A 24,130-nucleotide genomic window follows, 5' to 3' on the forward strand; every position below is an offset into this window, starting at 1 on the left:
TCCCATCGTGCCGACAGCGACCTTGATAGCCCCGTTACGATGTCGATCCGCAGCGAAACACCATCGCATGGGGCAAAAGTGAGGAACTGCGTTACCGGGCCACCATACCCTGCTTACCTTCCGGGTGCTGTGGTGCGCCGCCTGCCTCGACCAGAAAATCGACGAACGTGCGCACCTTCGCTGATGTATGGCGATTGCCGGGATAGACGACTGAGACCGACTGCGGCGGAGGACGAAAATCAGCCAACACCTCGACGAGACGACCACTGCGTAGATCGTCCTCGACAGTGAAATCGAGCAGTTGCGCGAAGCCCGCATCGTTTAGCGCACCTGCCAGTGTCGCCAGCGGGTGATCAAACGTGATCGAGGGCCGAATGGCAACTTCGTACGCAGCGCGTTCGCTTCCTGAAAACGTCCAGGGCAGCACGCGGCCGCTGTCGGGCATCACGAGACCGAGGCAATCGCAACCGCGCAAGTCTTCCGGCCGCGCTGGAACGGCGTGCCGGCGCAAATAGCCCGGCGCGGCCACTACGCGAAAACTGGCCTGGTGCAAGGTCCGCGCGACAAGGCGCGAATCGGCCACGTGGCCCAACCGGATCGCCATGTCGAAGTCCTGCTTCACGAAATCCGTCAGGCTGTTGCCGAGGGAAACGGCGACTTTCACCTGTCCCAGATAGCGTTCGACGTACCTGGGTATCAGTGGAATAACCCGTTTGATTCCATAGCTGTACGGCAGACTGATCCGCAATTCTCCACGCGGCATGCCATGGCGCGTTAGCGCCTGTTCGGCGTCCTGGATGCTTTGCAACGCCGTCTGACAGGTCTTGTAGTAGGCAAGACCATCGTCGGTCAGACGGATCGCGCGCGTCGTGCGCTGGAACAATTTGAGCCCCAGCCGGTTTTCGAGGCGCTGCACGGCTTTGCTGATGGCGGAGGGTGTCACTCCCAACGCCGATGCCGCGGCAGTGAAGCTTTGCGCTTTCGCCGCGGCGCAGAAGAGTTCCACCGCATTCAGCCGGTCGATCCCTGAATCTTTCATGAAGTGCGTGCCCCTCGGGTCGGAAAGGACGCCCATCGTGCCCGAGTCTCGCGTCCCTTTTCAAGGCTTCGAGTTTGGGACACCCACTCATCCACGCTGTGCGAGCGCATCCCTCATCCAGTTGATGAGGCCGCCCTTGAGCACCTGCTCGACCTGACGCGGCGACAGGCAGTGGCGAACCGCGAAGGACAGCTTTCCGCCGTCGACTTCGGCGTGCAGTTCGCTGCCTTCAGCGAGCCGGCGCCTGACTTCATCGAGCCGTACCGTTTGACCTGCTTCGATACGTTCGTAATCCTCCGGCTTCACGAACACGAGCGGCAGCACGCCGAAGTTGGCGAGGTTCTGCGCATGAATGCGCGCAAAGCCCTTCGCGATCACAGCACGCAGCCCCAGAAAACGCGGGCCCAATGCCGCATGTTCGCGGCTCGAGCCCTGCCCGTAGTTCCAGCCACCCACCACAAGGTGCCCTTGCACGGTCTTCGCCTGCTCCACATAGGTCGGTTCGACGGCGTTGAAGCTGAATTCGGCAATCCGGGGAATATTGCTGCGAAACGGTAGTACGCGTGCGCCCGCCGGCATGATCTCGTCGGTCGAGAGGTTGTCGCCGACCTTGACGATGACCGGGCCTGTGATGGAATCGGGCAAGGGATCGAACGACGGCAGCGACGCGATGTTGGGTCCCTTCTCGAGTGCAACGTTCGAGGCAGTTTGCGCGTCAGGCGGTGCGACGAACAATTGACGGTCGACGATCGGCGAATCGCAATCCGTGACGTGCGGGTACGGCATGCCGAGCGTACGCGGGTCCGTGATGACGCCGGCGAGCGCAGACGCGGCTGCCGTTTCAGGACTGACGAGGCATACCCTGTCTTCCTTCGTGCCGGAGCGTCCGGGGAAGTTGCGCGGCACCGTGCGCAGCGAAAGCACATGCGTCGCGGGCGCCTGTCCCATTCCGATGCAGCCGTTGCAACCGGCCTGATGCAGGCGCGCGCCCGCGTGCAGCAGACTGCCTATATGCCCGTCGCGCGTCAGCGTCTCGAGCAGTGCGCGAGACGTCGGATTGACATCGAATGACACACGGTCGTGCGCCACGCGTCCCTTGACGATCTCGGCTGCGATTGCGAAGTCGCGGTATCCGGGGTTGGCGGAAGAACCAATGTAGGCCTGATAGATCGGCTGACCCGCGACTTCGCGCACGGGTTGCACGTTATCCGGGCTCGAAGGCATGGCGATCAATGGCTCGAGCGCGCCCAGATCGATTTCATCACGGATGTCATAGTTGGCATCCGGATCGGCCAACAGCTCGATCCAGTCGGCTTCGCGTTGCCAGGCACGAAGATAACGCCGCACGGCTTCGTCCGACGGAAACACTGTGGTGGTCGCACCCAGCTCCGCACCCATGTTCGCGATGACATGGCGATCCATCGCGCTCAATGCTTCGAGACCGGGGCCGTAGTATTCGATGATGCGGCCGACGCCGCCATCGACCCCATGACGACGCAGCATTTCCAGCACGATGTCCTTCGCACTGACCCACTCCGGCAACTGCCCAGTGAGTTTCACTCCCCAGACCTCCGGCATGCGCGTAAAGAAGGGCTCGCCTGCAATCGCGAGTGCGACTTCGATCCCGCCTGCGCCGATGGCCAGCATACCGAGAGACCCGGCAGCGGGCGTATGGCTGTCCGAGCCCAGTAACGTTTTGCCTGGCTTGCCAAAGTTTTCCTGGTGGCATGGATGACTGACACCGTTTCCGGCCCGCGAATACCATAGGCCGAAGCGCTGGCATGCGCTACGCAGGAACAGGTGATCGTCGGCGTTCCTGTAGTCTTCCTGGATCAGGTTGTGATCAACATATTGCACGCTGATCTCGGTCTTCGCGCGGGCGAGGCTCATCGCTTCGAGCTCGAGCATTACGAGCGTTCCCGTGGCGTCCTGTGTCAGCGTCTGATCGATCGACAGGCCAATCTCGTCACCCGGTTGGAGCGTCTGGAAACTGCCAGGAACCAGGTGCGACCGGATCAGTTTTTGCGAAACATTCAGATTCATCGCTTGCCTCGTCAGCGCGGACAACCTCCCTGTCTGGAAGGCCGTACAAGCATATTTCGCCGCAGTCTTCATGCCAGCTTCTGCTCGCGCGCGGCTGCGCTTCTGGATCGTCGCGGCATCTGGCGCACGCACTTCGTGACGGGGCGTCCACTGCAGGCAGTTGCCCTGAGGCGGCGGCCGTAATGCGTCAGCGACGCGCAGCCACGCATCCTGAGACGCCCGCCGCCAGTGCCACGATGCCGAAAAGTCTGAGCACGATCGTTTCCCGTACACGCATGGCGCAAGTGACCTGGATGAAAATGGGGCGATACGGCACCATTGGCCAGTGACCATCGACCGCTTTCCTGTGACGCAGACAAAGGCACAAGCCTTGCTCTCTGGCAAGTGTCGGCGTCGACCGATGATGCCCGCGCATGGCAACGTATGCCGCGACTATCGCGCCACGGCGCGGGGAGGACAACTTGAAGGTGCGTTTATCTCCGGCGAGGCCCGCGCTGCCCGTTGTCCTCGTCTATCGTGGGCAACGCAAGACTGATCAAACCCGTCACGAGGTCGACACGCATCGGGCGCTCGCCAGGCTTATCGCGGAACTCAAGGGCACGACGCTTGCGGGTGAGTTCGATGCAAGTGAAGCCTATCCCGCGCATCGTTACCTGATCCCCGACGATACGCTGACGCTGACGCAAGCGCGCAAGCTCGGCGTGCGATCCGTGCGCGATCTGTTCGGCGGCGTCGTGCCGTTTCCGTTCGTCGCGACGAAGCTGATCGCACACGCGCTGCCCGATGACGCGCGGGCTTCGCCGCCTGGCTGGTCGCGCGTATTCGGCGAGCACACTGCTTCGCTGGTTCTGCCCGGCTACTCGGCGTTTTCGCGCGACGATGCCTGCAACGCGGCGCGCATGCTCTGGAAGGAGGGCCGTGTGCGGGTCAAGCGTCCTTATGGGATCGGCGGAGCAGGACAGGCACTGGTCGCCGATATGAATGAACTCGAAGCGGAACTCGATGCGCTCGGCGACGCGGCACTGCGAGCCGAAGGCATCGTCGTCGAACGGCAGCTGGACAGCATTGAAACGCTGAGCGTCGGCCAGGTGACGCTCGACGATCTGGTAGCGAGCTACTATGGCGTGCAGCATCTGACCGTCAACAACCATGGCCACCACGTCTATGGCGGCACAGACCTGGTCGTCGTGCATGGCGGCTTCGATATGCTTGCGCAGCTCGACGTCACAAGCGATATCCATGAGGCGATCACCAAGGCGCGCGCGTTCGATGCCGCCGTGCAAAACGACTACGCCGGCTTTTTTGCATCGAGACGCAACTACGACGTCGCCTGGGGCATCGATGCACAGGGCGTGCGCCGTTGCGGCGTGCTCGAGCAGTCGTGGCGGGTCGGCGGCGCAACGGGTGCCGAGCTTGGCGCGTTGCGCATGTTCAGGGCGGACCCTCAGGTCTATGCGGTGCGCGCCTCGACACGGGAGCTTTACGGAGACGACGTACAGGTGCCCGACGGCGCCTGCATCCTCTATCGAGGCGTCGATGCGCAAGCGGGCGCCATCACGAAGTACTACACGGTGGATCGCCATACCTTGCAACGGAGCAGCGGCATATGACAGCTGAACGCTATGGCGTGCAGATCAAGGTCGAGAATGGCTACCTCGACGGGACCCTGCTCGCGCCCAAGACAACGGTGCCTGGTGTTCTTTACGTGCACGGCTGGGGCGGCAGTCAGGGGCAGTATCTCGAGCGCGCCCGGCAGACGGCGGCATTCGGCTGTGTCTGCCTCACTTTCGATCTGACGGGACATGGGCGCACGCTGGACGAACAGCAAAACGTGACGCGGGAAACCAATCTGCAGGACCTGCTTGCCGCCTACGATGCGCTCGTCGCACATCCGTTGATCGACCGCGATGCGGTTGCCGTGATCGGCAGCAGCTATGGCGGCTATCTCGCCGCGATCCTGACGGAACTGCGCCCCGTGCGCTGGCTGGGTCTGCGCGTACCGGCGCTCTATCTCGACGAAGGGTGGAACATGCCGAAGCGCGCGCTGCACGTCGAACATGATCTCGTCACATATCGCAAACGCATCGTGCCATCGTCGGACAACCGCGCGTTGCGTGCGGCGGCCCGCTTTGGCGGCGATGTTCTGCTGGTCGAATCGGAGCATGACGAGATCGTGCCGCACACTGTGATCGCCAGCTATCTGCAGGCCTTTTTGCAGGCGCATTCGCTCACCTACCGGATCATCGAAGGCGCGGACCATGGACTATCGGATGATCCCAGTCAGCGAGCGTATACCGCGCTTGTCGTGAACTGGCTGGTGGAGATGGTCGCGGGCCGGCGAGCAGGAGTCCAGGGAGCCGCGCAGGATCAGACGAGGACGTAGAAGCCTTCTAGCGCCCCGGCGCGGAAGTTCATACGCGGAAAAGACGACATCCGGATACGCGTGCCATCACCCGAGTGCGGCAGCGCCTGATATCCGAAAAACAGACCGACTAGCGCAATCACGCTACCGCAGATATACGGCCCCTTGCGTGCGAAGTCACCAAATCTGCTCCACCGGCGCGGCACATGCCTGACGCTGCGGCTGCTCGCAAGGATGCCGAATCATATGGTTTTATCGGCCGACAACAAGATTGTGTTCATCGGCTGCGGGAGTCACGTTCCGCTTACCCGTCACGTGAGCATCATCGACATGAAGACGCTGAAACTCGTCAACACCATCAAGGTCGGAAGGTCCGCCCACGGCATCTACTTCTACAATCGCGCGCCATTGTTTTAGGAACGCATATCAGGGAGGTCGTGATGCACATTCTCAGCGCAGTGGGTCACGCCCTCTGGATGTCCTTCACGATGCTGTGGCAGATATTCTGGGGACTCAGCCTGGGATTCCTCTTTTCCGCCGTCATCGAAGTGATGGTGTCGAAGTCGGAGATGTCCAAGCTTCTGCCGGACAGCTCCTCGCGTTCCATAACGTTAGCGAGCCTGCTTGGTGCCGCGTCATCATCCTGCTCGTACGCAGCCGTTGCCATGGCGCGCTCGATGATTCGAAAAGGGGCCGACTTCACCGCTGCCATGGCATTTCAGTTTGCCGCAACCAATCTGGTGCTTGAGTTGGGCGTACTCATGTGGGTGCTGATTGCATGGCAGTTCGCCGCTGCCGAATTTCTTGGCGGCCCTATCATTATTTTCGTGCTTGCCCTGCTGTTCCGGTTCCTTGTGCGAGACTCACTCAGGAAGCAGGCTATCGAACAGGCGGACAAAGGTATCGCCGGCAGCATGGAAGGGCATGCCGCGATGTCGATGGGCGAACAGAAAGGCACCTGGAAACAACGCCTCACTTCGAGGGACGGCTGGACTGCCATCAGCCATAGTTACGTGATGAACTGGGTCATGCTATGGCGAGACATTGGCGTGGGATTGCTCGTTGCCGGTGCCCTCGCGGCATGGGTACCGGACAGCTTCTGGCAGAAGTTCTTTCTGGTCAGTCATCCAACCCTCGCCGTGATATGGGGCGCCTTCGTCGGTCCGCTCATCGCGGTTGCTTCATTCACCTGTTCGGTCGGAAACGTGCCGCTGGCGGCCGTTCTGTGGAAAGGTGGCATCAGCTTCGGAGGCGTTGCCTCGTTCATATTCGGCGATCTCATCATTCTCCCAATCCTCAATATCTACCGGAAGTACTACGGCGGGAGAATGACTGCGTTCATGGCAATTGCGTTCTACGTCGCGATGGTTGTCGCTGCGCTTATCGTCGAGGCGCTCTTTCAGCTGTTGGGCTGGGTACCTCATCAACGGCAGCCCGCAGTTTCCAATGCCGCGATTTCATTCAACTACACGACAGTACTGAACATCATCTTTGGTGTTGTGTTCGTGATATTGACGACGGTTTTCTTCAGAACCGGCGGCACCGGGATGATGCGGACGATGGAAGGCGGCGAACATGACCATCACGGTACTGGACACGACGCGCCTTCCCATGCACATCGCTCCCCGGAACATGGCCGCCACTCCCATCGCCAACATTGACCCCTGAACAAGGAGGTGGATATGCAAACGCGAACTGCAGCACTCACTGGCCGTCCGCGCAGCATTGACGCTCGGTCTCACAGTTGGCCCCGCGAGTGCGCAGCAGGGCGCGTCCATGCGCGGCATGAATATGGGTAGTGCCTCTGACGCCGGTCGTCCGGTTCCACGCGGGCATTCAAGAATGCGCACGGGATGCAGACGCCGTGCATGAATTACCCAGCAAGGCCTGGTCCCATTTCTGCCCGGATCAGTTGGCCTGGCCCCAAGGGACGGGTACATTAGAGGGCGTTATTACCGTCGGCGCCGCAGTGTTGCATGCTCAGCCGCAAAAAGGGAGGAATCGATGAGTCAGAGGTCGCGAGAGCTTTACAGGAGCGCAAACGGAGACCGTTGGTCACTTGTCCACGACTACGGCTCCGGCCGGGTGTTTGTGCGACATGAGCCCAATCTGGCCTCAGGTGGCCGTCCGTCCGAGATGTCAGTTGGCGACTTCCTCGTTCGAAATGGCAACGGGCCGGAGCATACCGAACTGCTGCGCCTGATCGGGACATTGGTGGAGACGCCAGCCGCTAACTAGCAGTTACCGAAGACAAGGTGCTCTCGAACCGCGATGGCCGCGGATGGATCAAGAAGTCGCATTGCACAGTTTCGTTGATGCAGTGCGCCGCCATCCAGCACAGCGCCACCATCACACGAGCTCAAGGGTGGCCGTTCCGTTGCGCGACGTCGCGTGGCAACTCGGCGCGCGGGAGGTCGGTACGAGCAATCGTCGCAAAGCCGCGAGGGCTGCTGTGAATTCGCGGCGCCTGCCCGAAAGGTTACGTCCGGCATGTCCCTGGATTTATGCGGCAGGCAGTGGGGTTTTGCGTTTGCACGCGCCGTCAGCGACGCGCCAGTACGGGGAGCCACGGCATGGCATGGACATTCCCCGAGGAACGCCATTGTCCTCAGGATCGAGCGGCACGCGCATCACGCCGGGACAGGCAGCCATCGCGATAGCGACCGGTTCGCTGAAAGGGAAGTGACCGTGATTCTGCCTTCGCGACATCGCGCGGATACCGAATGTCGGGCGAGAAATTTGCGTCAGCGCTGACGTGTTGCGCTCGATTTGAGGGAGCTAGTCATGTCTGATTTGAAACCCCGCGCCCCCGTCCCCGCGCTCAACGTGGCGATGACGAACGGATCGTCCTGGCAACTTGCCGGGCGGCGCCCTGAGCAGTTCACGATGATCGTCTTCTATCGGGGGCTCCACTGCCCAATCTGCAAGACGTACATTGCGGAACTCGACGCAAAACTGAGCGAATTCACGCGTCGCGGCGTCGACGTAGTGGCCATCAGTGGCGACACGAGAGAGCGCGCGCAACAGAGCTGCGAGAAATGGGGGCTGACTCAGCTGGCGGTGGGCTATGGCTTTCCGGTTAATGAGGCGCGGAACTGGGGGCTCTTCATCTCCAACGCGATCAAGGAGTCCGAGCCTGCCGAATTCTTTGAGCCTGGCCTGTTTCTGATCAAGCCGGACGGCACGCTCTACGCGTCGTCCGTCATCTCGATGCCCTTTGCGCGCCCCCATTTTGGTGATGTGCTGAATGCCATTGATTTCGTTGTGAAGAACGGATATCCGGCCCGCGGAGAAGCGTAGCGATGCGGTCACGACAAACTCGACATAAGCTTTATGCGATGTTCCGTAGGACCGTTATCGACCGCGACAATTGCTGGGTAGACCTGGCAGACAGCGCAATGCGTTCCGGAGAGGCAGGCGGCGAATGTCGGGTGGCGGGAACCGCAGTGCGGCGCGGGTGACAGATTCGGGTGAGAACCTTGACCATGTGGTGGCAGACGAACATGCGCATACGGATGCTAATCGTCAGCGCGATCCTGTTGATCTTTGGGGCGCGCTCTTTCAACGCGCATGCGAAAGTCGACCAACTCTGTGTGTCCGTCCAGGCTAACACATGTAATTCGACATTGGCGCGATGTCAGTGCACCGCTTCCGGGCGGACGAACGAGCGGGATGGCGTAGCGGAACAACAGAGGCGGTGTGCGCAGAATTGCCAGGAGGAGTATCAAAAGTGCCTCGCTGACGCTACCCGTTTGTGTTACCGATAGGCGAGTGTCGGGCGTGCTCAGCAACACGCATTCTGGTGTCTTCGTGGTTCGCGCGGCGGAGCGGGACATCTGGAATCTCGATAGAGGAAAAGCATAGATATGCTGATGCTTGGGCGATTGTGCGTCGAAGCATGTGCAGAGAACGGCAACGACCCTCGCGCTGGATGCGGCGCGACGACAGTGACATGCCTATGGAGGCAATATTCAGTTCAATGCCGGAATGCGCCATGCACCACGTGGCCGTCGACTTGAGCGGTACAGTACGGGAGCTCGCGCGCGAGATCGGCTCCGCCGTGTCAACCCGGATGCATGCCGTGGCGCCCACGACCAACGTGCTCGCTGAAAACCCAGATCGCGATAAGCGGCAGGAGGCTGGAAAACGGCGTCATGAATCTCGGCAAGGTCTCGCCGTACACGTGTCCCCGGCGGGAAAGACCTGGGGCCAGAGATCGCATGCATAGGGAGACCGCTGGTCCGAAGCGGCGGCGTGAACGCGATTCCGCCGCCGCTGCAACTGGAGGCACTTCGATGAGCGGCCCACGCACATCGCGACATTGCGCTCATTTGACGTGGCGCACGCGGCGATACCAGTTCATCAGCGGAGTGGCGGACACGCCGTGCACGATCACGGATGCGACAACCGTTGCGATCACGAGCGGCACGAGGGGAAGGACATCTGCCCTCCGGCCATGCTCCAGCGCATAAGCCAGGTAGTAGAACGAGCCGATGCCGCGAATGCCGAACCAGCTCATCAGGCGACGCTGGGCATGCGTCGCCTGCGAGCCCGCAAGAGAAAGCTCCACGGCAAGTGGCCGCACGACCAGAAACAGCACGGCGACAACGGTCGCGCTGTGCCATGTAAAAAGCGGCTCGCGCAGGTTGCCGACCACGTTGCCAATGACCGTCATCACGAACACTTCTGCGATGCGTTCCAGTTCGATCGTGAAGCCGAGCACCGATTCGGCCATGTACGCATGTGCCTTGTCCGGATGCGACGCGGTGGAAACGACATCTTCTGAATTCACCGCGCCGATCACTTTGCGGGGCGATCGCTCACCGCTCGCACGATGCTCGACGCGTCGCATCGAAACGCCCGCAGCGAACACGGCGATGAATCCATAGCTGTGCGCGAGCTGAGCTGCGCCGTAGGAAAGCTCGATCAATCCGAGTGCAAAGAAGCCCTCGAGCCCGAGCGCCTTCGCGTGGCGCGTGCGCAGCCACGCTACCGTATGTGTCGTCGCCCATGCGAGTGCTCCGCCTATCGCCGCTGCGCCTGCGATGCCCCACAGCGCAAGCGCGGCGAAAGCAGGCATCGACGGCAATGTGTGCGGCGGCACGTCGCCGGCTTCGCATACCGCAAGGCTGAAGACAGCGAACGGCAAAGCGATGCCGTCGTTCACGCCGCCTTCGCCTGACAGCGCGAACCGCACCCGGTCCAGATCGCCTGGATCATGCACCTGCACGTCATGGGCAAGCACCGGGTCGGTCGGCGCGAGCACAGTGGCGAGCAAAAGCGCGGGACCCCATGCCAGCTGCAAGCCCTGCATGCCGAAGAACGCGATGAGCGGGATGGTGACGATCATCGCGAGCAGGCCGAGCCGCAGAGGAAGGATCCATAGGCGGTCGTCGAGCGGCACGCGCAATCGTAGGCCGATTGCGAACAACGACACCAGCAGCGCCACTTCCGTGAGAACGCGCAGCAGATGGGCGTCGCGCACGATATCGAGCTGCAACAGGTTGGCCCCCGGAGGGCCGAGCAGGTACCCGATCAGCAGATAGAACATCGCTGCGCTGACGGGCAGATGCTTGAGTGTCGAGGCGGCAATGCCCATGAACACGAGCAGGCTGCCGACAATCAGGAACCAGATCGTTTCGTGCATGAACAGTGCACCGAGGAGCGCCGCATCGTATGGAGGGCGGCAGTTGTGAATTCAACCGTCAATACGCTCAACGGTTAGCTTCGCAGACCACGAATCAATCTCGTCGCGTCGACCGTACGCCTGTTGCGATCCCCAACGCGTGACAGCAAGATTCGCAGCCGCGGTCGCAAAGCGCAACGCGTCGTCCAGCGGGCGCTGCTCAGCGAGCGTCACGGCGAGCGCGCCAGTGAATGCGTCTCCCGCCCCCGTCGAATCGACGACGTCGACCTTGCCGGCGAGCACGGAGATCGCACCTTCATCCGATACCGCGATGCAACCGCCATCGCGACGCTTGACGCACGCAAGCGCGATGCCATTGTCGTGAAGACAGCGCGCTGCACGCACGGCGTCCGACTCCGTGTCGATACCAATGCCCGTCAGCGCGGTGGCCTCTTCCTCGTTGGGCGTGAATGCATACACCATGGGCCAGAAACGCCGGACTGCTTCGTCGAGCGCACGCGCGGGCGGAGCCGCGTCGAGCACGATGCGCATGCCTCGCTCGACGGCAGCATCGAGCAATGCGCTGCATGCGTCCGGCCCGATTTCGCAATCCATTGCAACGAGCGCGGTTCGCGGCACTGACGTCAACGCGCGCACTGCAAGTTCGATAGCGTCTTGATCCCATACCTCGTTTGCATTCGGCGCAAAAACAATGTGCTTTTTTCCATCGGGCGGCACGACGATGATCGACACCGCCGTCGCAACGCCTTGCGCAACTCCGACGCCCGCCACGTCGACTCCAATGCCGCTGAGGGGCGCAAGTACTTCCTTGCCGAAATGGTCGCTTCCCACCATGCCGATCAGTGTCGCCTCATGCCCGAGAACGCGCGCGAGGTACGCGCGGTTTGCTCCCTTGCCGCCAGACAGCTGCGAGAACGCATAGGCGCGAATGGTCTCAGCGCCGGGCGGCTCGTCGCTGCGCATCTGGAGGTCCAGATTGATGCTGCCAATGCTCACGATGAAGGCCACGATGCAGTATAAAACTGGGGAAATATCGACTAACGCTCGCAAGGCGCGGGCCTGACGTGTCGCAAGTAATTGAAGCTATTTCAATCAGCGGGCCTGACTGATGTCAGGCGCGCTGATTGCTAGCCGGCCGCTCATGACCTCTGACACGCATCCGTTGAGCCTCGATGCATACGATCCGCGTGACGAGCGGCGCCGCGACTCGCTGCTCGGACTCGGCAACGGAGTGCTATTCGTGCGCGCGAGCGCACCGGAGCAGCGCCTTGCGCGTTCGAGCGTTCCATCCGCAGACGAAGAAATCGCGCACTATCCTGGCCTCTATCGCGCCGGCCTGTGCAACGTCGTGACGAGTCGCGCGGACGACGAAACTGTGCGCGCGACATTCCTGCCGCGCCTGCCTGACGCGACCGTGCTCGTCTCAAACTGGCCAGCCCGGCCTGCGCAACAATGCGTTCACGAACGTGATGGCGATGTGGACTCTGCTGTGCGCGCGCAAGGCGTTCACGTCGCAGATCGAACGCGATCGTGCCGCATTGGCACGCAAGATCGCGTTGCGCGACGACGAGCCGCAACGATGGAGCGAGGTCGCGCAACGCTTGTATGCGCCTTTTACCGGCGATGGCGTGATTGAGCAGTTCGAAAGCTGCTCGCACTTGCGGCCGGTCGCCGATCCGAAAAGCCTCGCCAGCGATGTCGCCCGGGTGGACTGGTCGCTCGAACGGCGCGGCGATTCGGTCAACGCATGGCAGGTCGCGAAGCAGCCCGATGTCGTGATGCTGTTTTATCTGCTCGGCGAGGCGGGTCTGCGCGAACTGCTTGCGCAGGCAGGCTAAGCATTCGATACTGCCGCCGCGCGTCGTACGCTCGACTACTACCTCGCGCGTATGACGCACGAATCGAGTCTGTCGCAGGTGGTTTGCGCGGCTGCGCTTGCGCGCGGTCAGCCGGAACGCTCATGGCAGTATTTTCGCAACGCGCTCGCGACGGATGTCACGCCGCTCGAGGGCAGCGCTCACGAGGGTTTGCATCTCGGTGCGCTGGCGGGGACGCTCGATGTCCTCGTGCGTCACTACGGCGGCGTGGATTTCGAGGGCAATATGTTGCAGTTCGGCCCGGCGTGGCCGCACGAGTTGCCGCGAACGCACCTGTCGTTGATGTTCCGACATCAACGACAGGAGCTGGAAGGCAGTGCACAGGCGGTATCGCTGCGCACCGCGTGCGATAACACGAACGGCATCTGCGTCGACGCGCGTGGAAGGCACTACATGCTCGACCCCGGCGCTGTCTTGACGATCGATGCCAGCGGTGCAGCCGTGGTAGCGTAACCTCCGCTGAAGATGCCGCCAGGTCGCCGCATTGGCGGCAGGCGGCCATCATGACGGGCACGATTGCGATCGAAACGCATCACGAAAGCGCGCTGTTATCGTCGCATCACACCCATCAACAGCGTGACGATGAAAATGACGAGGAAGACAAGTAAAAGAATCTTCGCGATGCTGGCCGCTCCCGCAGCGATTCCGCCGAATCCAAAGGCGGTCGCAACGATGCGGCAACGCCCGAGCGGACGGGTACATCGTTTGCACGCCCAGAACGACACAGATAGCGCCGTTCGTTGCACCGCCCGGCGCGAATGACAGGACAAAAGGAGGTTATATGCCCGCAAGATCCAAAGCGCAGCAAATGGCCGCCGGTGCCGCTCTTTCGGCAAAACGAGGCCAGAGAAAAGCCAGTTCGCTAAAAGGTGCCTCGAAATCGATGTACGAGTCGATGAGCGAAGAGCAACTGGAAGAATTCGCGTCGACGAAGCAGACAGGCAAGCCGCAGTACAAGTCCACGCATTGAACGAAGCAGCATCGTGCCCGGAAGGCTGAGCTAGCTGGCAGTCCGACGTTTCAGGAGGCGGCACGAATCAGTGTTGCCCGCTTCGGGCGTGCCATTACGACTTTCGCAGCCCGTCACCGCAAACGATGTGAGTTCGCTGCGCGAAATGCTGCACAAGTAAATGCGGCGACGGATTGCGGGGGCGAATTTGTCACGTCTTGCCCGGGCGATCCGGTACGGATGGCGCGGAAACCGCGCCGAGGGTGGACGACAGCCCGCCGTTTGCGTTCGTCGCGACGTCGCCGAGCGACAGTATCCCGACCAGCCGTTTTTGCCTGTCGAGCACGGGCAACCTGCGTATCTGCGAGGACGCCAGTTTTTTTTCCGCTTCGGTGACGTCATCGTCTTCGAAACAGTATTGGACGGGGCCGCTCGCGACGCCTTCGACGGGCGTGGTCGGATCGAGGCCTTGTGATACTGCGCGTACGACGATGTCGCGGTCCGTCACGATGCCGATCATCGTCACTCCGTCGCAGACAGGGAGCGCACCGACATTCAGCCACTCCATCAGGGACGCCGCATGGCGGATGGTATCGCTGGGCGCGAGCGTCGCGGCATCGCGCGTCATCACTTCGCTTACCGTGGTCATGAGAGGCTCCTTCAATGTCACCGAAACAGGTATCCAGTGAGCACCCGCCGTTCCATCAGCCGATGAGGCTCGGCATGCGCATTCAACCATGCGCGCCCGTGATCGATTCCTGTCGCCCGCGAAGCAGCGCAAGGGCCATCACTCGCCCGAGGCCTCGACCCGCGTCCGTGATCAACGCCACTCTTTCTGCCAATTTGCGTTCCCCTTGAAATCTGTGCAACGCATGTCGCCCGTAGACCGAGTTGTTGCAAAAAGCGCTCCACATAAAGCACCGCCTGGCATTTGCAGCAAGCCGATAGAAAGCGCAGCATCATCACTGCTTCGATAGCCTGATTCATGCCGGAAGCAAGGCGCTCATACTGATACTCATCGCCTATGCAAAAGAATCTGCATTTCGTACGAGTCTTTTCCGCAGGACCGGGCGGCGGCAACCCTGCGCCTGTCGTGCTAGATGCGGACGCAATGACCTCGCGGGAAATGATGGCCGTCGCCGCGCGCTGCGGCCACGAAAGCGCGTTCATATGTGCGCCTCGCGACACGCGCAACGCGTTTCGCCTGCGCTTCTTCGTTCCGCGGCACGAGATGGAGATGTGCGGACACGCGACACTCGGGGCGTTATGGCTGCTGCGTTCGCTTGGCCGTTGGACGTCGTGCGCGGCGACGCTCGAAACGTCGAGCGGCATCGTCGACGCGCGGTACGACGAACGCACGAAGATCATCGAGGTAAGCCAGCCCAAGGGTATCGTGCAACCGGTCGAGGACGCGCACCTGCGTGCGGCGATTTGCGATGTGCTATGCGTCGCCCGCGTGAATTGCAGACGCGCCCCATCCTCAATGCGACCACGAGCCGTACCAAGACGCTGATTCCGCTTCGCTCCGTGCAACGGCTTCATGCGCTCACACCGCGCTTCGACGAAGTGCGCGCATTGTGCGATGCGCTTGATTCGACAGGGCTCTATCCGTTCGCCGTGGAATGCGCACATCCGCTCGACGTTCATGCACGGCAGTTTCCGCGTGCCTCCGGATATCCGGAGGATGCCGCGACAGGCATCGCCGCGGCTGCATTGTTGTACGGTGCGGTGTACTACGGTCTGCTTGCATCCGGCGCATCCGGCGCATCCGGTGCACCCGGGGTGACGGTGCATCAAGGCTATGCGCTGGGCAAGCCATCGTGCATTTGCGTCGAGCCGCGCGATCCCGACGATAGCGGCGCCGGCTGCTGGATCAGCGGCACCGTCGATCGGATGACGCTTGCGCCGCTGCCGTAGAGCGAAGCAAGCTGTCAATGACCTGGATAGTAGAGCGGGGTTTTAAGCGAGCAGGTTGACATCTTTGCGTTCGGTCCGAGCGGCGCAAAAGTATCAATTCGCACATGTCCGTATTAATTTCGTCAATTCTCCTCCTACACTTCGAATCCCGTCTCGTCGGCGTGGAGCCCCATGGAATAGTCGTTTTCGCCGGTCAAGCCAATCGCGCTTGTGCGACCACCAGGCGCGCATCGGTTCGAAGCATTCAGCCCCAAGCTGCAGCGTCGGATCACGTTCTGTCGACGTCTCCTGCTCGAATTGTGGATGCTGCTCGAGACGGATCCCGCGGTGGTTACTTTCTGCGAGCGTCCGGGTTACATACAGATAGAAGGTGTCTCTCGTCTCGCGGATTTTCCAGTTCGTTACGTGGTACCGATTAATTCATTATGCGAAGAGATGCGAATTAGACGGTGGCATGGGCGAGACGGCTGTGGTGCAAATTTCGGGCGCAAGCGAAAAGCCGTGGATTCAACATTGAATCATCGAAGATTCTCGATTCGACGACGGATGTGGCGATCACAGGCAACATCGTCGACGATGCACGGCTGTATTCCCGTCATCTCGGTGCGCACGAGATCCTGTTCTTCGCGAATTCAGGTCATCCATGGGCACAGCTCGATTCAATCAAGCTCGCACAGCTGGACGGACGAAAAATGATCGTGCGCGAACGCGGTTCAATGACCCGGACTGCTTTCGAAAAGGAACTCACGCAGCATCGCGTGACACCGAAGGTCGTGATGGAAGTCTCTCGCGACGCGGTGCGCGAGGCCGTGCTGGAAGGCTTGGGAATTGGCGTCGTTTCCCAGGCCGAATACCGGCCGCATGACAACCTGCATGTGATGCGTGTGGCGGACTTTCCGAGCTTCACGCACTCGTATGTGGTGTGCTTGCGCTCGCGCCGGTTCGCCAAGGCTATTTCGGCGTTCGTAGAGCTGGCTGAGTCGGGCGTGTGATCGACTCAGCGCATAAAGGTGGCACTCACGCCATCACTTCGCGAACTACGCTCGAGCCCTACGCTCGAGCCGCGCTGCTGACCAGCGATTGCGGTCCACGGATTGGCGAAGCGTTGCACGTAAGGCATTCCGGGTTGATTTTACATTAAGCGAATTAGCAATATTTCGTATGTACTGCGTAGAATCATCGCGACTGTTAACGGCGCAGAATCGCGGACAGCCGTCTTGAATGAGCAGTTGCGCTCATGCTTCGAGCGATGGTATCCGACGCTCGCGTGCAACGATCACGCTCACCATCTCGCAGCATAGAGTCCCCGCTTTGGCGCGGTCTCCTTATACAGGGCAAGCGCGTCGAGCAAGGATTGCGTGGACTGAGCGATATGAAATCGGGAAGTGAAGCACTGTCTGGCACGCGTGCGCATGTCGGCCCACTCGCGTCGCGAAGCGCCCAGCCAGCGGTGCAACAAGCGCACTGCCCCTGCCAGGTCGTCCTTGTCCACGATGCCCGCGCCAGACTGTTCGATCTCACGCCAGATGTTGACCTTGTCTGTAATCAGCGTCGGCAGCCCGGCAGATAACGCTTCCGCCACGGAAACCCCAAAGTTCTCCTGATGCGAGTTAAGCACAAAGGCGTCGGATACAAGGAATGCGCCCCACTTGAGTTCATTGTCGAGCATTCCCGTCCACGTCACCCTCTCTGTCAACTGCAACTCGTAGCACAGAGCCTTGGCCAACTTCGCGTACTCGCCTTCATCGGGGCCGGCGATGATCAGTTGCACATCGTTAATCTGGTCTTGCGGAGTGTCTTGCACACATTGAGCCAGCGCTCGCAGCGTAAGGTCGATTCCCTTCTTTTCGTGGATTCGCCCAAGAAAGAGCAGATTTTTTTTACCGCGCAGATGCGGAAACCTCGACAGGAAAAGTTCGCGTTGCGTTTCCGGATTGCCAACAGCACCCGCTGTGCCGTAACTGACGACATGCTCGTTGCAACGGTACGGGCGGAACGATTGGCGAGCCAATAGACGCTCTTCCTCACACGTAAAGAACACGGCATTTGCATCGCGAAGCACCCGATAGTCCGCCCATGGCCAATAGAGCATCTTTTTGAAGTGCTTTAACGGGTAGCGTTGTTTGAAGTACGGATCCAGCATCCCGTGCGTGAATACGTAATAAGGTACCCCCGAATCGCGTAGCGCACGCCAAACGCCAAACGATGTGTAGTTCCAGATGCCGTTGACAATAACAAGGTCGTATTTCGGCGCGTTGGCGTGCAGCCATGGGATCAGCCTGGGGGAATACCTGTACTTGCCGAGCCCCGGGCCGACGGGGTGGCAGATGACCTCGCAATGATCGAGTGAGCGCTCGTCCTGTCCGTCGAGCGTGAGGATCTCGACTGAATTTCCTCTGCGCCGATGCTCGCGCGCCGCCTGAACGATCCCTTCAATCGGCCCGCCATATGCAGGATTGACCGTGATGATGGCGTGAAGAATTCGCAAACCCATGAGAGTGAATCCTTGAAATTGCGGTCGGCCCTGCCAATGCGGCTTCTAACAGCATTGCGGGGATGGGAGCAATTCCCATCAAGCAATTCCCATTCCCTTTCGACCCTGTCAGCTTGCGTGCACGTCATTTCGCTTCAGGCATACGTTTGCGAGAGCAAGCACGTTTTCGGCGAAGAGCTCGGGTGTCCAGTCTTGGATTGTTGTTTCCGCGTCGCGGGCGAGCTTTTCGCGAAGCGCATGGTCTTCGGCGAGCTGCTTCATTTTTTTCGCAAGCTGCTCGACGTCGCCGGGTCGAACGATGAAACCGTTGATTCCGTCGTAGACAAGTTCGTTCGCGCATCCGCAGGTCCGCGACACGATCGCTGGCCGCCCAGCAGCCATCGCCTCATTGACGCACAGCCCCCACTGGTCGAATGCGCTGGCGAGCACAATGAAGTCGGCGAGGGCATAAAAGGCCGGCATGTCGCTGTTCAGAACCGCCCTGAAAATCAGGACTCGCTCGCTTAGCCCGAGCGCGGAAACCCTTTCGCGTATCGTCTGCTCGAGCGGACCCTGCCCGACCAGGACGAGGGACAACCCTCGTTGCGCAAGCCCTGAGCAGGCGAACGCCTCCAGAACGAGCGGTACATTCTTGCGCTCCACAAAGCGGCTCACACAAAGCACGTATCGCGTCGGCAAGGCGAAGCGGCATCGCTCGCTGTCGGCGTGCGCGCGCGCGTGCCTTGCGGCGTCGCGGAAGTATGCAACGTCGATGACATCTAAGCCGACACGTGATCGGTGCAAGGGAATGCCGAGCGACTCGGCGTATCGACGATGCTTCTCACCGGCCACAAGTGCACCATCGAAGCGTGAGACGAGGATTCTTTTTAAGGCTTCCTTGAGTCGGTGCCGTTTGCCGTCGTCAGCCTTCGAGTCCGACATATAGATCAGCTTGAATCGGCGCGTCAGCGTCCTCAGCAGACACAAGTAAATCGAATAGCTGGTGTGGTAGCCGAGCGTGATGACAACGTCGGGGCGCGTGGCACGGACGATCAGGCCGAGCCGGGCCGCCACCGTCAGCCAATGCTTGCGGCCTGCAACGGTACCCTTGAAGACTGTAATCATCTCGGACGGCACATCTTGCAGGAACGCCCCGCGATCGCTTTGCGGATAGTCATAGAAGCTGGTGTATTCGAACAGCTCTACGAGGGATACCTGACATCCGTGTCTCAACGCGAGCCGCACGAGCGCGCGATAGCGTGGTACGTGGTAGTCGCTCAGGTTGCCGATAACGAATTGAATGCGCATAGAATCGGTCTCACCAGGTGCCATACGTCGCATTTCGCTGCCGCTGCGTGAAGGCGCGGGACGTCTGTCCGCACGAACGAATTGGCCTCAATGCGATCGGCCTACCGCACAGAGGCAAGAAACCGTCTCCGAGCTGCAATCATTGGACTGGCCTCGTCAGCCAGACTCGCGTCAAAAGGCGTCGGCATAGTTCCTGGCTACAAGAAAGGGCGACGGACGCCACCCCTTTTTACATTTTGACAGGTGCGTCCTTACGTCAGAATCTGGCTCATTTGCGCCATCGATAACGCGCATGAACATTGGGTCAACAACCGATTTCATGCCAAGCGGGTGTGTTTTCAAATATAGCCACTAATCCACCAAGCGCGGCGAGCGGCAAATGGCGGCTGGCGTGATTTATGCACGAGTTGCTGCGCCGACTCACGTGGAGGCGAAGTGCTGATTGCGGATATCCGGGATTTCAGTTGTCGAGCAGGTAGTAAGCGCATGGGAGGACACAAAGCCATGAACAATCTCTTCTACAGGAGCACGCGCCGCGTAATCAAAAGTGCAGCGTCGCTTATGCCCGACGATTTGTATTTGGCTCTTTCTCATCGTCGAAGAATCGGGCGGTTCCCGAACATGAAGCATCCGACGGCTTTCAACGAAATGATTCTGATGCGATGCCTGCACCCGGATCCGCGCTGGAGCCGTCTGACCGACAAGCTGAGGGTTCGCGAATACGTGAGGGAACGCATCGGGGAGAAGCACCTTATTCCGTTGCTTGCGGCCCCCGACGTTTTTACGAAAGAGGTTTTCGACTCACTTCCCTCATCGTTCGTCATGAAAGCGAATCACGGTTCCAACTTCGTCGAAGTCGTCTGGGACAAGTCGAAAAGATCGTTCGAAGAACTGCGCCGCCTTGCTGACAGATGGTTGAGCATTGACTATTACCGGGTCGCGCGTGAACAGCACTATAAGGGCATTCAGCCACGGATCTTCTTTGAGACCCTGCTTCTCGACCGATCGGGCTCCGTTCCGGCCGATTACAAAATGCACATGTTCGGTCACGGTCCAGACGGTCCGATAATTTATACGGGTATCATTTCCGACCGTTTTGGCAAGCCTCGCGCCGATGTCTACGACCCCCGGTGGAACAGGCTCGACCTGGCGTGGGGCGACTACGCGCGCAGCGAACGCGCCGTGGCGCGACCGTCGAATTGGGAAGAGCTGAGCAACGTTGCCACGCTGCTGGCCCATGGCCTCGGCTACGTGCGCGTGGATCTCTACGCGCATGACGAGCATATATTTTTTGGGGAGCTGACGTTTACGCCCGGCGGCGGGACGATGCCCTATACCCCCGATCATTGCGATTATGAGTGGGGAAGCATCCTGAAAAACGCCAACTACTCCGTCGCTTGAGGATAGGTGCAAAAGCCACCAACGAACGCCCGGGCTAGCGGCAACGCGAGCGTCGATCTTTCACTGGTCGCTGGCCCGACATCGGCAAAGCTGACCATAGCGGCCGTTGGCGGATGGGCCAGCGTCTGCTCCGGTCAAGCTGTCCGTTTGAAAGGCTGATTCGCGGGGAACAGGCACCCGACGGCACCCGTTCGTATGCCGCGTCGCAATGTCGTGGCTGCCGGAATTCACCTTCACTTTCCCGGTTCCCCGTTCCCCGTTGTAAGGCCATCCGGAGACAGGTGGATCGTTGTTCAGTCTCGCGTATGCAGCCGCCACCACCGCGCCCGAAAGCCGGTGCAGCGACCGTGGCCTGATCCTGAACCTGAGTAAGACGGCCGGTGATGGACCCACCCGGATGGCACTTTGTTCTATCCGTGCGCTCAGCGCGGCAGCGTTGCGCACGATGTCATCGGGGCGCGATATGGCCGAGCCGCTCCGTCAGCGATTGCGGGCGGCCATCAAACAGCGCCGCGTAGTAGACCGTGTTCGACAACACATTCTTGACGTAGTCGCGGGTTTCGTCGAACGGAATCGTCTCCGCGAAAATCGCGCCTTCCACCGGACGCGGCAGCCTGGCCTGCCACTGACGCGAGCGCCCGGGGCCGGCATTGTAGCCGGCCGTCGCGAGCACGGCAGAACGGTCAAGCTGGTTGTAAATCATCGACAGATAATGCGTGCCGAGCAGGATGTTCGTGTCGATGTCATTCATCCTCGCCCGCGAGATCGTACCGAGCCCGATCTTCCGCGCGACCATCTCCGCGGTGGCCGGCATCACCTGCATCAGGCCGCCCGCGCCAACCTCCGAGCGCGCATTGATGATGAAACGCGACTCCTGGCGAATGAGGCCATACGCCCATTCGACATCGAACCCGGTGGACTGCGCATCGCGCTCGACAATCGTGCGAAACGGCGCCACGTAGCGCAGCGAAAAGTCATGCTTGGTCTGCGTCCTGTCGGCGGTACTCACAGCCCGGTCGTAGAGCTCGATGCGGCGTGCGTACTCGGCGACGGCGAGCAGTTGCCGGTCGGTCATGCCGCGCAATTGCCAGTTCCACTCACGGTTGCCTTCCGTGCGCAGATTCAGCGCATAAAAGCGTTTTGCCAGCTCGAAGCCCGGTGTCTGGCGGGCCTTGTCAACCTCCTCGTCGGTCACTTTGGTCTGTGGCGGAAGCACGATCTGCTGGCCGAGCGCTTCAGAGGCCAGCTGGCCATAGAACGTGTAGGTTCCCGCGATCTTTCCGAATGCCTGGTCGGCCAGCGTCACCTCGCCGCCCTGCTTCAACGCGCGTGCGTACCAGTAGACCCACGCGGGTTGCGCGCGCAGCGCGGACGGCATCTGCTCGATCGACCAGCGCACCATCGTCCAGTCCCCGGCCAGCAGCGCGCTGCGCGTGCGCCACTCATAGGCCTGGCTCGACAAGGGCGCGTTCGCCGACAGCCGGTACCAGTCCACTGCGCCTGGCAGTTGCCGGTTCGCCGCCTGACAGGCAATCGTGCCCCAGCCGATAGCGCGTTCCGCCAGGGTAAGCGCCGGTGCGATCGCGGTGAAGGTGGCCGCGGCCGCCGCCGGATCGCTGGCCGCCACCTGCGTGATGGCGAGCAGCACGAGTTGATGGGATGCCGCGTCCGGCTGGACGCCTTTCGCGAGCAGCAGGCGCGGCTGGTTCGTCGCCTGATCGAGGAGCAGCGGAGCCGGGCGTGCCGCGCCCAGCGCATCGACGAGTCTGCCGCCCGTCGTCGTCGCGCCCTCTTCGTAGGCCTGGCGAATCTGCTGCCAGACATCCTCCGACGTGAACTGCTGGTTACTATCGAGCGCGGTGACGAGATCGACGCAGCCGTCGCCGTACCACTTCGGTTCGACGAGCAGCGCGCGCGCCGCGTCGGCAACGTTTTCACCCCGCGCGGCGCGCGACTCGAGCGCATAGCACTTCACCTGCGTGTCGTCGTCCAGGACAAATTGTGCGTATTGCGAGTCGAAATCGTGCCAGTCGTGGCGCGCGCCCAGCACGCGCAGGTAGTCGTTGCGCAGACGGTCGGCGATCGCCTGCCCGTCGTAGTGCTGCAGAAACGACAGCACCGGTGCGTCCGGCGCGTCGGGATTCGCATGCCCCGCGCCGTTGAACAGACGCGGCTTGAGCTGGAAATAGCTGAGATACGCCGACGCCGGATAATTCGGGATCAGGCTCGCCAGTCGCGCGGCACGCGCGGGATCGTTGTCGCGGGCGGCGTCACGCAACTTGATGAAAATCTGATCGTCGGCGGAAAGCGGAGAGAGCCCGGTGGGATGCCTCGCCAGCGCCGGGCAAGATAGCACGAACGTCGCCGCGGCAAGGGCAAAACCGAGTGCGCGAGACACCCGGTGGAGTCGTGTAGCCATCGTTGACCTGGTTTCGGTGCACAAAATTGAGCCAAAGCTTAGGCCGCAAAACGGCGAAACGAAGCGGCGAAAAAGACGGGACTCAGCCCGTAATTCGGCCCTTTGCGGGCCGGATGCCTGGGCCGCCCCGGCACGTGCGTATTCGCGTTTTCGTCGCGCAGGCCTGGAGCGGGATTCGCTACTGAGTTCATGCAGGTCCTGAATGCGGTGCAGGCCGTCGTGGCCGGGCTGCCCGCTTGCGGATGGTCCTGGCGAGAAGGACGGTCACGAGCACTGTGGATAAATGGAAAGAGGCCCACGCTTGCCTGGGAAGGCGTCCGATTAGGCCGCGAAAAGCTCTTGATGGACCGGACCGGCTAACAGTCACGGCTGCTGGGTGTGGATTGGTTGTTGAACCCAACCCCAGCGGCCAGACGGCGAGTCCGGGGGGGCAGGGACGGAGCCCCCCGGTTCCCGCGCGCCGCGTGCGGGCCGCTCTTGCGGACGGTCGCGATCATGTCTATCGCGCCGCTCGTCTGCTTTCACACCGGGTTGCGTTTCAAAAGAGGGAGCGTGCGCATGAAGCACAAGGCAAGATGCGGGACAAGACAAGACGAGGCCGGAAGGCACAGCAGAATGACAAGAAAGGACCGTCACGACGGATGTTTCCGGATGATCTCTCGAACATAGCGCGCCAGCCGGACGATTGAGGACCG

General features: G+C 61.0%; 19 protein-coding genes and 1 pseudogene. 11 read left to right on the forward strand and 9 right to left on the reverse strand.

Annotated features, from left to right (window positions below):
- Positions 1-91 precede the first annotated feature (91 nt).
- Together AB4Y32_RS21890 and AB4Y32_RS21895 are read right to left on the reverse strand one after the other, a co-directional pair.
- Complete coding sequence (locus AB4Y32_RS21890; protein WP_368723349.1) at positions 92-1,075, reverse strand: LysR family transcriptional regulator; 984 nt, start codon at positions 1,073-1,075, stop codon at positions 92-94.
- Positions 1,076-1,126: 51 nt separating this feature from the next.
- Positions 1,127-3,082, reverse strand: a complete 1,956-nt coding sequence (locus AB4Y32_RS21895) for an aconitate hydratase (protein ID WP_368723350.1) — start codon at positions 3,080-3,082, stop codon at positions 1,127-1,129.
- A 413-nt stretch (positions 3,083-3,495) separates the two neighbouring features.
- Between AB4Y32_RS21895 and AB4Y32_RS21900 the strand changes: the two genes are divergently transcribed.
- The 5 genes from AB4Y32_RS21900 (at position 3,496) to AB4Y32_RS21920 (ending at position 8,744) form a co-directional block, all read left to right on the forward strand.
- On the forward strand, positions 3,496-4,692 hold the full coding sequence (locus tag AB4Y32_RS21900; protein ID WP_368723351.1) for a DUF3182 family protein: 1,197 nt from the start codon (positions 3,496-3,498) through the stop codon (positions 4,690-4,692).
- A complete protein-coding gene (locus AB4Y32_RS21905; RefSeq protein ID WP_368723352.1) occupies positions 4,689-5,465 on the forward strand; it encodes an alpha/beta hydrolase family protein in 777 nt (258 codons plus the stop codon). The genes AB4Y32_RS21900 and AB4Y32_RS21905 overlap by 4 nt, the downstream gene beginning before the upstream one ends.
- 225 nt (positions 5,466-5,690) lie before the next feature.
- Positions 5,691-5,861, forward strand: a complete 171-nt coding sequence (locus tag AB4Y32_RS21910; protein ID WP_368723353.1) for a hypothetical protein — start codon at positions 5,691-5,693, stop codon at positions 5,859-5,861.
- 23 nt (positions 5,862-5,884) lie between these two features.
- On the forward strand, positions 5,885-7,105 hold the full coding sequence (locus AB4Y32_RS21915) for a permease (RefSeq protein WP_368723354.1): 1,221 nt from the start codon (positions 5,885-5,887) through the stop codon (positions 7,103-7,105).
- A gap of 1,123 nt (positions 7,106-8,228) precedes the next feature.
- Entirely contained in the window at positions 8,229-8,744 is a 516-nt protein-coding gene (locus tag AB4Y32_RS21920; RefSeq protein WP_368723355.1) for a peroxiredoxin-like family protein, read from the forward strand.
- Positions 8,745-9,771: 1,027 nt separating this feature from the next.
- Here the strand turns inward: AB4Y32_RS21920 and AB4Y32_RS21925 are convergent.
- Together AB4Y32_RS21925 and AB4Y32_RS21930 are read right to left on the reverse strand one after the other, a co-directional pair.
- Positions 9,772-11,091, reverse strand: coding sequence for a cation:proton antiporter (locus tag AB4Y32_RS21925; protein ID WP_368723356.1), 1,320 nt, complete (start codon positions 11,089-11,091; stop codon positions 9,772-9,774).
- 51 nt (positions 11,092-11,142) lie between these two features.
- Complete coding sequence (locus tag AB4Y32_RS21930) at positions 11,143-12,087, reverse strand: ribokinase (protein WP_368723357.1); 945 nt, start codon at positions 12,085-12,087, stop codon at positions 11,143-11,145.
- A 446-nt stretch (positions 12,088-12,533) separates the two neighbouring features.
- On the opposite strand from AB4Y32_RS21930, the pseudogene AB4Y32_RS21940 reads away from it, so the two are divergent.
- A pseudogene (locus tag AB4Y32_RS21940) lies at positions 12,534-13,421 on the forward strand (hypothetical protein).
- A gap of 95 nt (positions 13,422-13,516) precedes the next feature.
- Here the strand turns inward: AB4Y32_RS21940 and AB4Y32_RS21945 are convergent.
- The gene (locus AB4Y32_RS21945) at positions 13,517-13,642 is read right to left on the reverse strand and encodes a DUF1328 family protein (protein WP_368723470.1); all 126 of its coding nucleotides are present in this window, start codon (positions 13,640-13,642) and stop codon (positions 13,517-13,519) included.
- Between the two features lie 107 nt (positions 13,643-13,749).
- On the opposite strand from AB4Y32_RS21945, the gene AB4Y32_RS21950 reads away from it, so the two are divergent.
- Positions 13,750-13,938 (forward strand): DUF3008 family protein, encoded by a 189-nt coding sequence (locus tag AB4Y32_RS21950; RefSeq protein WP_368723358.1) that lies wholly within the window; start codon positions 13,750-13,752, stop codon positions 13,936-13,938.
- Between the two features lie 190 nt (positions 13,939-14,128).
- Here AB4Y32_RS21950 and AB4Y32_RS21955 read toward each other — a convergent pair whose 3' ends face one another.
- On the reverse strand, positions 14,129-14,566 hold the full coding sequence (locus AB4Y32_RS21955; RefSeq protein WP_368723359.1) for a CBS domain-containing protein: 438 nt from the start codon (positions 14,564-14,566) through the stop codon (positions 14,129-14,131).
- A gap of 375 nt (positions 14,567-14,941) precedes the next feature.
- Here AB4Y32_RS21955 and AB4Y32_RS21960 point away from each other — a divergent pair, with 375 nt between their 5' ends.
- The 3 genes from AB4Y32_RS21960 to AB4Y32_RS21970 all read left to right on the forward strand — a co-directional run bounded on the left by AB4Y32_RS21960 (position 14,942) and on the right by AB4Y32_RS21970 (position 16,826).
- Positions 14,942-15,430, forward strand: coding sequence for a PhzF family phenazine biosynthesis protein (locus AB4Y32_RS21960; protein ID WP_368723360.1), 489 nt, complete (start codon positions 14,942-14,944; stop codon positions 15,428-15,430).
- On the forward strand, positions 15,361-15,834 hold the full coding sequence (locus AB4Y32_RS21965) for a PhzF family phenazine biosynthesis protein (protein WP_368723361.1): 474 nt from the start codon (positions 15,361-15,363) through the stop codon (positions 15,832-15,834). Before AB4Y32_RS21960 ends, AB4Y32_RS21965 begins: the two co-directional genes overlap by 70 nt.
- A 449-nt stretch (positions 15,835-16,283) precedes the next feature.
- Positions 16,284-16,826, forward strand: coding sequence for a LysR family transcriptional regulator substrate-binding protein (locus tag AB4Y32_RS21970; protein ID WP_368723362.1), 543 nt, complete (start codon positions 16,284-16,286; stop codon positions 16,824-16,826).
- A gap of 290 nt (positions 16,827-17,116) precedes the next feature.
- On the opposite strand, the gene AB4Y32_RS21975 is transcribed toward AB4Y32_RS21970, so the two are convergent.
- Positions 17,117-18,328, reverse strand: coding sequence for a glycosyltransferase (locus AB4Y32_RS21975; protein ID WP_368723363.1), 1,212 nt, complete (start codon positions 18,326-18,328; stop codon positions 17,117-17,119).
- A gap of 108 nt (positions 18,329-18,436) precedes the next feature.
- A complete protein-coding gene (locus AB4Y32_RS21980; protein ID WP_368723365.1) occupies positions 18,437-19,615 on the reverse strand; it encodes a glycosyltransferase family 4 protein in 1,179 nt (392 codons plus the stop codon).
- Positions 19,616-20,119: 504 nt separating this feature from the next.
- On the opposite strand from AB4Y32_RS21980, the gene AB4Y32_RS21985 reads away from it, so the two are divergent.
- Positions 20,120-21,016, forward strand: coding sequence for an ATP-grasp fold amidoligase family protein (locus AB4Y32_RS21985; protein ID WP_368723366.1), 897 nt, complete (start codon positions 20,120-20,122; stop codon positions 21,014-21,016).
- A gap of 448 nt (positions 21,017-21,464) precedes the next feature.
- On the opposite strand, the gene AB4Y32_RS21990 is transcribed toward AB4Y32_RS21985, so the two are convergent.
- The gene (locus tag AB4Y32_RS21990; RefSeq protein ID WP_368723367.1) at positions 21,465-23,435 is read right to left on the reverse strand and encodes a lytic transglycosylase domain-containing protein; all 1,971 of its coding nucleotides are present in this window, start codon (positions 23,433-23,435) and stop codon (positions 21,465-21,467) included.
- Between the last annotated feature and the right edge of the window lie 695 nt (positions 23,436-24,130).

The organism is Paraburkholderia phymatum, from assembly GCF_040965635.1.
In the GTDB taxonomy this organism is placed as follows: domain Bacteria; phylum Pseudomonadota; class Gammaproteobacteria; order Burkholderiales; family Burkholderiaceae; genus Paraburkholderia; species Paraburkholderia phymatum_B.